Here is a 6,945-nt window from a genome sequence, read left to right as displayed (position 1 = left end):
ATATTGCTGCTGTATATAAACATATAAAAAACTATTTAGGTGAGATTGTAAAATGAGTATTTTAATAGAGATAATTCAAGGTATTGGTTCAATTGCGATTGGGATTATAAATGTATATATATGGGTAGTAATCATTGCAGCACTTCTTAGTTTTGTAAACCCTGATCCATTTAACCCTATAGTTCAGTTTTTGTACAGAATTACAAACCCTGCGTATGCGCTAGTTAGAAGATATATCAAGACAACTATTGGTGGTTTAGATTTAGCACCGCTGATTATTGTTATTGGGCTGCAAGTAGTTATAGTTTTACTTAGTTCTTTACTACACGCTCTATAATTTTAGACTATTGGTCTTTTTCATATTTTAGAACTACAGCAGATGAAGACTCATTGTCTTCGATGAAGAGATCTAGTAATTCTTCTTGCTCAAAAGCTACCAAATATGAGTTAGTCCAGTCATTTCTTCTATCTATTAGATGCGAGAACTGATTCTCTAGAGGGAGTTTTTCTATTTTTAGTGGAAGTTTTGAATTTAGAGTGAGTTTTAAATCACTATGCGTAGTGCTATTTGGATTATAAAGCTCTTTTGCTTCTTTAAGATATAAAAAAACTAAGAAATATTCATATCCGTTAAATGATTCAGGGTAGACTTCATTGAGGTAAATAGAAGAAAAAACCCCTCTAATCTCGCCCTCTTTTGAGATTATTTTAGTGCTTTGAAGGCTTGATGCGCTTAGTTCTTTTTTTCTGTCCATTTTAAAAGCATAAAAGGCATTTTTGCTAGAACATCCGCCAAAAAATAGTATAAAAGTTAAAAATAATAAAATAATTTTCATTCAAATCCCCAAAAACAATGTGAGAATTATATCTTATTAAACAACCTTTTAAAGACTATTTTGTATAATCACTTAATTTTAAAGAGGGTTGGTATTTTGAAAAAAAGATTAGCGGTTGCATTTACGGGCCCATCAAATAGTGGTAAAACTACGCTCATACTAAAAGTTGCAAGAAAGCTTATACATGACTACAAAATGGATGTAGCCATTATAAAGCATGACCCAAAAGATAAGGCTCGTTTTGACGTTGAGGGTAAAGATAGTTATAAATTTGCAGATACTGGCGCAGAAGTTATAGTAACGTCGCCAAACCGCACGACATACTTCTCTCAAAGAAACAAAGAGCTTGATGAGATGATTAGACTCTTTGATAAATTTGATATTTTACTAGTTGAAGGGCTTAAAAACCTTCCTCTTCCTAGAATTAGTGTTTTTAGAGATTCACTAGACGATACTTATTTTCCATATATGGATGCTTTAGCAACTGATGGTAGTATCGATATGAGTAACTATGATTTTCCAAAAAATGTAGCCATATTAGATATAAACAGTTGCCAAGATATAATAGAGTGGATATTAAAAAATGCAAAGGAAGTTTAAATAGATGACTGATATATTTAGCGCGATACAAAGAACAGCCATAAGAATAAAAGATGCAATAGATACCAAAGATATAGGCTATTCTCAACAAGAAAACAGCTCAGGAGAGACACAACTTCAACTCGATATAAAATGCGATATGATTATTGAAGAAGAATTTTCGCATGTTAATTCCATTCATACAATTGCAAGCGAAGAAAAAGAGAGAGAGGTACTTTTACATAAAGATGGCAAGTATTTTATCGCTTACGACCCTCTTGATGGCTCATCTTTAATAGATGTAAACCTTAGTGTAGGCTCGATTTTTGGGATATACGAGGGCGCATTTGGGGCAAAAAATATGGTTGCATCATGTTATGTTGTTTTTGGTCCTCGTGTTGAGATGGTATTTGCACATAACAAAACAAAACTCCACCTTCTTCAAGGTAAAGAGTTTGAGTTTGTAAAAGAGATTCGCCTAAATGAAAAAGGCAAACTAAATGCGCCTGGTGGAACTCAACAAAACTGGAAACCTTATCATAAAGAGATGGTTGATAGTTTCTTTAATGAGGGTTATCGCTTAAGATACTCTGGCGGAATGGTTCCAGATTTACACCAAATTTTGCTAAAAGGTGGCGGTCTGTTTAGCTATCCAAACACTTCAGACAAACCAGATGGAAAGCTTCGTAAACTCTTTGAAGTTTTTCCATTTGCTTTTATCTTTAAAACTGCCGGTGGGGAAGCTATTGATGGTAGTGTTGATTTGATGGAACTTGAATATGCACATATACATGATACTTCAGCATGCTTCTTTGGCTCTAAATATGAGATACAAAGAGTAAGAGAAGTTTATGCAAAAAACAAATACTAAAGAGTTAGATAAGTTTGAAGTTTATCTAAATGAGATGATTAATAAACTTCAAGATTGCCAAAGAGAAAAAAGCCTTAAGAGTTGCAGTAGCTGTGAGTTCTATCTTAAGTGTGAGCTTAGAAGTGAGTATGTAAGCGCGGTTTATAACAGTATGTCCAAGGGAGATACTGGTGGCTTTGAGTTTTAAATTTGAATTTTAAGGATAAAAATTGAGTAAATATATAACAACACCTATCTATTACGTTAACGGAGAAGCTCATATTGGGCATGCTTATACTACTTTTATAGCTGATACTTTAGCTAGATATGAGAAGCTTAAGGGCGAAGATACTTATTTTTTAACCGGCACAGATGAGCATGGTCAAAAAATAGAAGAATCTGCTCAAAAAAATTCTAAACCGACACAAGAGTTTGCAGATGAGATAAGTGCAAGCTTTAAGAACTTATGGGATGAGTTTGAAATAAGCTATGATCAGTTTATACGTACAACTGATGAATCTCATAAAATAGGTGTTCAAAGAGCTTTTGAGGTTATGTATGCAAAAGGTGATATATATAAAGATTTTTATGAAGGTCACTACTGTGTTAGTTGTGAGACTTTTTTTACTGAAACTCAACTAGTTGATGGCGAGTTTTGCCCTGATTGTGGCAGAAGTACAAGCATCATCAAAGAGGAGAGCTACTTCTTTAGACTCTCAAAGTACGAGAGTGCGCTACTGAAGCATTATGAAGATAATCCTGATTTTATCCTACCTCGCTCTCGTGCAAATGAGGTTATAAACTTCGTAAAAGGTGGACTTAGAGATCTCTCAGTTACAAGAACATCTTTTACTTGGGGCGTGGCAATGCCTGAGTCTATAAAAGATGACAAGCATGTTATGTATGTTTGGCTTGACGCTCTCATGAACTACGTAACTGCTCTTGGATATGGAACAACTGAAAAAGATATGCGTTATTGGCCAGCTTCTGTACATTTTGTTGGAAAAGACATTCTTCGCTTTCACGCAATCTACTGGCCAGCATTTTTAATGAGCCTTGATTTACCTCTTCCAAAGCATATTGGTGCTCATGGATGGTGGACTAGAGATGGCGAGAAGATGAGTAAATCAAAAGGTAATGTTATCTCTCCAAGACAAGTTGCTAATGCTTATGGAGTTGAGAACTTGAGATACTTCATGCTTAGAGAAGTTCCTTTTGGACAAGATGGGGATTTTTCTCAAAGAGCATTTATAGATAGAATAAACTCTGAACTAAGCAATGACCTCGGGAACCTTCTAAACCGTATTATCGGTATGAGTGGTAAATATTCTGATTTTGAGATAGATAGTGTTGATGTTTTAAAATATCATAAAAAAGAGATAGATGCGATGAATGTCGCACTTGACTCACTTGATATTTTTATGGAAAATTTCCAGACAAATCGTTATCTAGAGGAGTTATGGAAACTCTTCTCTATTGGAAATAAAGCTATTGAAGAGCACGCTCCATGGGTAAAGATGAAAGATGGTAAAAAAGATGAAGCTCTTGCTACTGTTGCACTTGTTGCAAATATTTTAGCAAAAGCTTCTATTATGCTTCATCCGATTATGCCTCATACTACAAATATCATAGCAGATGCACTAAATTTTGCTATCTCACACAAGAGCTATAAAGAGCTTGTAGCTGAGAAAAAACTTCTAAAACTATTTAATATCAAACCAGTTCCACCTCTGTTTCCACGCGTTGAAGAGCCACTTATGCCTGAAGCTCCACTAGCTCAACCAAATATTACAAAAGAAAGTATAAAAGCTGCTGAGCAAAGTTTGTGTGAAGATGACAATCTAATCGAGATTGGCCAATTTTTTCAAACATCTCTTAAAGTTGGGATTGTAATTGCCGCAGAAGAAGTTCCTAAGAGTAAAAAACTACTCAAACTTCAAGTTGATTTAGGTGAAGGCAAACCTAGACAAGTTGTGGCTGGAATACGGGAGTTTTATAGCGCAGAATCTTTGATAAACACACAAGTTTGTGTTGTTGCAAACTTAAAACCTGCAAAACTTATGGGAATGACTTCAGAGGGAATGCTTCTTGCTGCTAAGGATGAAGATGGTCTATGTTTAATCAGACCAGAAAAAACTAAAAAAGCAGGCACGCCAATTGGATGAGACTCGAAAATTTTCTAGCACTTACTCAAACTACTCTTATTAATGAGCCTTGTGTTCATAGTTTTGAAAATATCGTCTTTGATGCTATAAAAGTAAAGAGAGGCGATCTTTTTTTTGCTTATGATACCAAGGAGATTCAATTAGCAGTTGAAAATGGTGCTTATGGAATTATCTCTGAGAAACCTGCGCAAATAAGTGACAATGAAATTGCTTGGATAAAGGCAGATAGCTTAGATGATGCACTCCATAGACTCATCCGTTTTAAAACTATTGAAAAAGAGATGGTTGCTTATGAGTGTAATGAGATTGTATTGAAACTATCTCTGCAAGTAATAACTATGACATATTTTCGTACTATCATAGGAGATTTGAAATCTATTTTTAAAATTATCTCTGAAGCACAGCAAAAAACTACCCTTCTCTTTAGCCCTGCACTTACCTCTAGGGATATGTTTGCAGTTGTTAAAAAGATGCCAATTGCCTCTTTTGAGCCAATTGAGATAATGGAGCAGACTCTTTTTGAGACATCTTTTATATATGATAATGTTTTTTATGAAAGACAACTTATTTCACCATTTTTTATTCCTTATTTAGAAGAGCTTTTACATTTTTACAGAACATTAAAGATAGAATATAAACTAAAAAAATTTACTCCTATAGAGCATTTTGAGCCTGTTTTTACAAATAAAAGATTTGAGATTAAAAATTTTGGAACAAGTGACAAAGTGCTTATATTTGAGCCAAATGTAGAGCTTATTGAGGAACAAATATCTTTTTTAGAGCGCCATGCCTCGTGGGCAAATACTATTTTTGTAGTTCCACATGACGTTGAGTCAAAAGAGAGTAAGAATATCTTTAGATATAAAAATGAAAAAGAGATTATAAATATTTTGAGAAATACTTTGTTTAATTTTGCACTAATAGTGGGCGTTGATAAGTCGCTCTTAAGCAGACCACTCTCAAATCAAACACAACTAACTATAGATTTTTAAGGTAAAGACATGAACAGAAGAGACTTTCTTACAACTGCAACCACTGCCTCTGCAGTGCTAGCTTTAAATGGATGCAATGATAGCAACAGAGAAGCGATTGATTACTCCAAGCATCCAAAGGCTAAAAGCAGTGATGAAAAAAGAGTAAATATAAATAAAAATAAAAAAACAGTTATAAAACTAGCAACAAGCTGGCCTGGGAGCTTTCCTATTATGGGTACTGGCATTGAGAGATTTGCGCAAAGAGTAAAAGATATAAGTGGTGATTCTTTAGAGGTAAAAATTTATCCTAAGAATGTACTTGTCCCTGATCTTGCTGTATTTGATGCCGCTAGTAGTGGACAGATTGATGCTTTTCACTCTGGACCATACTATTGGAAAGGTAAAAATAGCGCATTTTCACTCTATAGTGGCATTCCTTTTGGTTTTACATCTGAAGAGATAAACTCATGGATGATTTATGGTGGAGGTTTAGAGCTATGGAGAGAGCAGTATGCAAGCTATAACCTCTACCCTTTTATGGGTGGAAATACAAATATCCAAATGGGAGGATGGTTCAGAAGTGAGGTAAAGTCACTCTCAGATATGAATGGGCTTAAAATGCGGATTCCCGGACTTGGCGGAGAAGTTTTTTCAAAAATGGGAGTTAACTCAGTGCTTCTTCCTGCTGGAGAGATATATACTTCACTTGAGCGAGGGGTTATTGATGCTACAGAGTGGGTTGGGCCTGCACTTGATATTAAGATGGGGTTTTATAAAGTAGCACCATTTTACTACTCAGGATGGCATGAACCAGGCTCTATACTTGAACTAACCTTCAATAAAGTGTTTTGGAGTAAGTTAGCTTACGAACATCAAAGTATGATAGAGGTTGCTGCAAATGAGATGAACTCAAATATGACTTATGAATTTCATTATGAAAATATTCATGCACTTAAACGTCTGCGTGAACTAAACATAGAGATAAAACAGTTTCCACAAGATGTTGTTGATGCTGGAAAAATAGCCCTTACAGAGGTACTATATGAACTTGGTCAAAAAAATAGTACCTTTGTCAAAGTAAATAAATCTATACAAGATCATTTAGCACTCTCTAAAGAGTGGAGTGATGCTAGCCTTAGATATTTTTTAAATGTTAGATAAATTAAAACAAAAGAGAAATTAGTGAAAATTCTATTATTAACCACCCTGCTTCTGCAAAGTATGCTTTTTGCTTCATTTAGCGCAAATATAATTGATGCCGTTACCCTAGCACCCATAAAAGGTGCTACTATAAATGACTCTGTGCTGAGTGTTACAAGTGATATAAATGGTAGCTTTAGTATAAATAGTTTGGAAAAACCTCTGCATGTTAAAGCGTGTGGATATAGACCATATAAAATTACAGATGAGTCAAGTGATAAAGTTTTAAAATTAGAGCCTCTTGTTGTAAAAGCACTCTATTTAAGTTTTTGGCATACAAGCAATCAATCTCCAAAATTAAGAGATATTTTAAAAATAATAGATGAAACAGAAGTAAACAC

The 6,945-nt window shown here is 34.5% G+C and carries 8 protein-coding genes and 1 pseudogene; 8 read left to right on the top strand and 1 reads right to left on the bottom strand.

What is annotated here, in order from left to right; translation table 11 throughout:
- The first annotated feature begins 52 nt into the window (after positions 1-52).
- Positions 53-337, top strand: coding sequence for a YggT family protein (locus tag PHI38_RS08035; protein WP_299854810.1), 285 nt, complete (start codon positions 53-55; stop codon positions 335-337).
- A 7-nt stretch (positions 338-344) separates the two neighbouring features.
- Here PHI38_RS08035 and PHI38_RS08030 read toward each other — a convergent pair whose 3' ends face one another.
- A complete protein-coding gene (locus PHI38_RS08030; protein ID WP_299854809.1) occupies positions 345-836 on the bottom strand; it encodes a hypothetical protein in 492 nt (163 codons plus the stop codon).
- 96 nt (positions 837-932) lie between these two features.
- Between PHI38_RS08030 and mobB the strand changes: the two genes are divergently transcribed.
- The 7 genes and pseudogenes from mobB to PHI38_RS07995 all read left to right on the top strand — a co-directional run.
- A complete protein-coding gene (gene mobB / locus PHI38_RS08025) occupies positions 933-1,436 on the top strand; it encodes a molybdopterin-guanine dinucleotide biosynthesis protein B (RefSeq protein WP_299854808.1) in 504 nt (167 codons plus the stop codon).
- Between the two features lie 4 nt (positions 1,437-1,440).
- Positions 1,441-2,286: a class 1 fructose-bisphosphatase gene (locus PHI38_RS08020; protein WP_299854806.1), complete on the top strand. Its 846-nt coding sequence runs from the start codon at positions 1,441-1,443 to the stop codon at positions 2,284-2,286.
- A complete protein-coding gene (locus PHI38_RS08015) occupies positions 2,267-2,473 on the top strand; it encodes a hypothetical protein (protein WP_299854803.1) in 207 nt (68 codons plus the stop codon). The genes PHI38_RS08020 and PHI38_RS08015 overlap by 20 nt, the downstream gene beginning before the upstream one ends.
- A 22-nt stretch (positions 2,474-2,495) precedes the next feature.
- Positions 2,496-4,430 carry a methionine--tRNA ligase gene (metG, locus tag PHI38_RS08010; protein ID WP_299854801.1) on the top strand — a complete coding sequence of 645 codons (1,935 nt, stop codon included), beginning with the start codon at positions 2,496-2,498 and terminating at the stop codon, positions 4,428-4,430.
- Complete coding sequence (locus PHI38_RS08005) at positions 4,427-5,422, top strand: hypothetical protein (protein WP_299854798.1); 996 nt, start codon at positions 4,427-4,429, stop codon at positions 5,420-5,422. The genes metG and PHI38_RS08005 overlap by 4 nt, the downstream gene beginning before the upstream one ends.
- Positions 5,423-5,431: 9 nt before the next feature.
- Positions 5,432-6,565, top strand: coding sequence for a TRAP transporter substrate-binding protein (locus PHI38_RS08000; RefSeq protein ID WP_299854795.1), 1,134 nt, complete (start codon positions 5,432-5,434; stop codon positions 6,563-6,565).
- A 21-nt stretch (positions 6,566-6,586) separates the two neighbouring features.
- Positions 6,587-6,945: pseudogene (locus tag PHI38_RS07995) on the top strand (GTP-binding protein); the annotation flags it as partial.

The organism is Sulfurimonas sp. (assembly GCF_028694895.1).
Classification (GTDB): domain Bacteria; phylum Campylobacterota; class Campylobacteria; order Campylobacterales; family Sulfurimonadaceae; genus Sulfurimonas.
This window is presented reverse-complemented; position numbering and strand designations above follow the sequence as displayed.

What these genes read in the sequence shown, in the direction of transcription:
- PHI38_RS08005 (WP_299854798.1), top strand. Translation starts at nt 4,427, where the DNA reads ATGAGACTCGAAAATTTTCTAGCACTTACTCAAACTACTCTTATTAAT.
- PHI38_RS08000 (WP_299854795.1), top strand. Translation starts at nt 5,432, where the DNA reads ATGAACAGAAGAGACTTTCTTACAACTGCAACCACTGCCTCTGCAGTG.
- PHI38_RS08015 (WP_299854803.1), top strand. Translation starts at nt 2,267, where the DNA reads ATGCAAAAAACAAATACTAAAGAGTTAGATAAGTTTGAAGTTTATCTA.
- PHI38_RS08020 (WP_299854806.1), top strand. Translation starts at nt 1,441, where the DNA reads ATGACTGATATATTTAGCGCGATACAAAGAACAGCCATAAGAATAAAA.
- PHI38_RS08030 (WP_299854809.1), bottom strand. Translation starts at nt 836, where the DNA reads ATGAAAATTATTTTATTATTTTTAACTTTTATACTATTTTTTGGCGGA.
- PHI38_RS08035 (WP_299854810.1), top strand. Translation starts at nt 53, where the DNA reads ATGAGTATTTTAATAGAGATAATTCAAGGTATTGGTTCAATTGCGATT.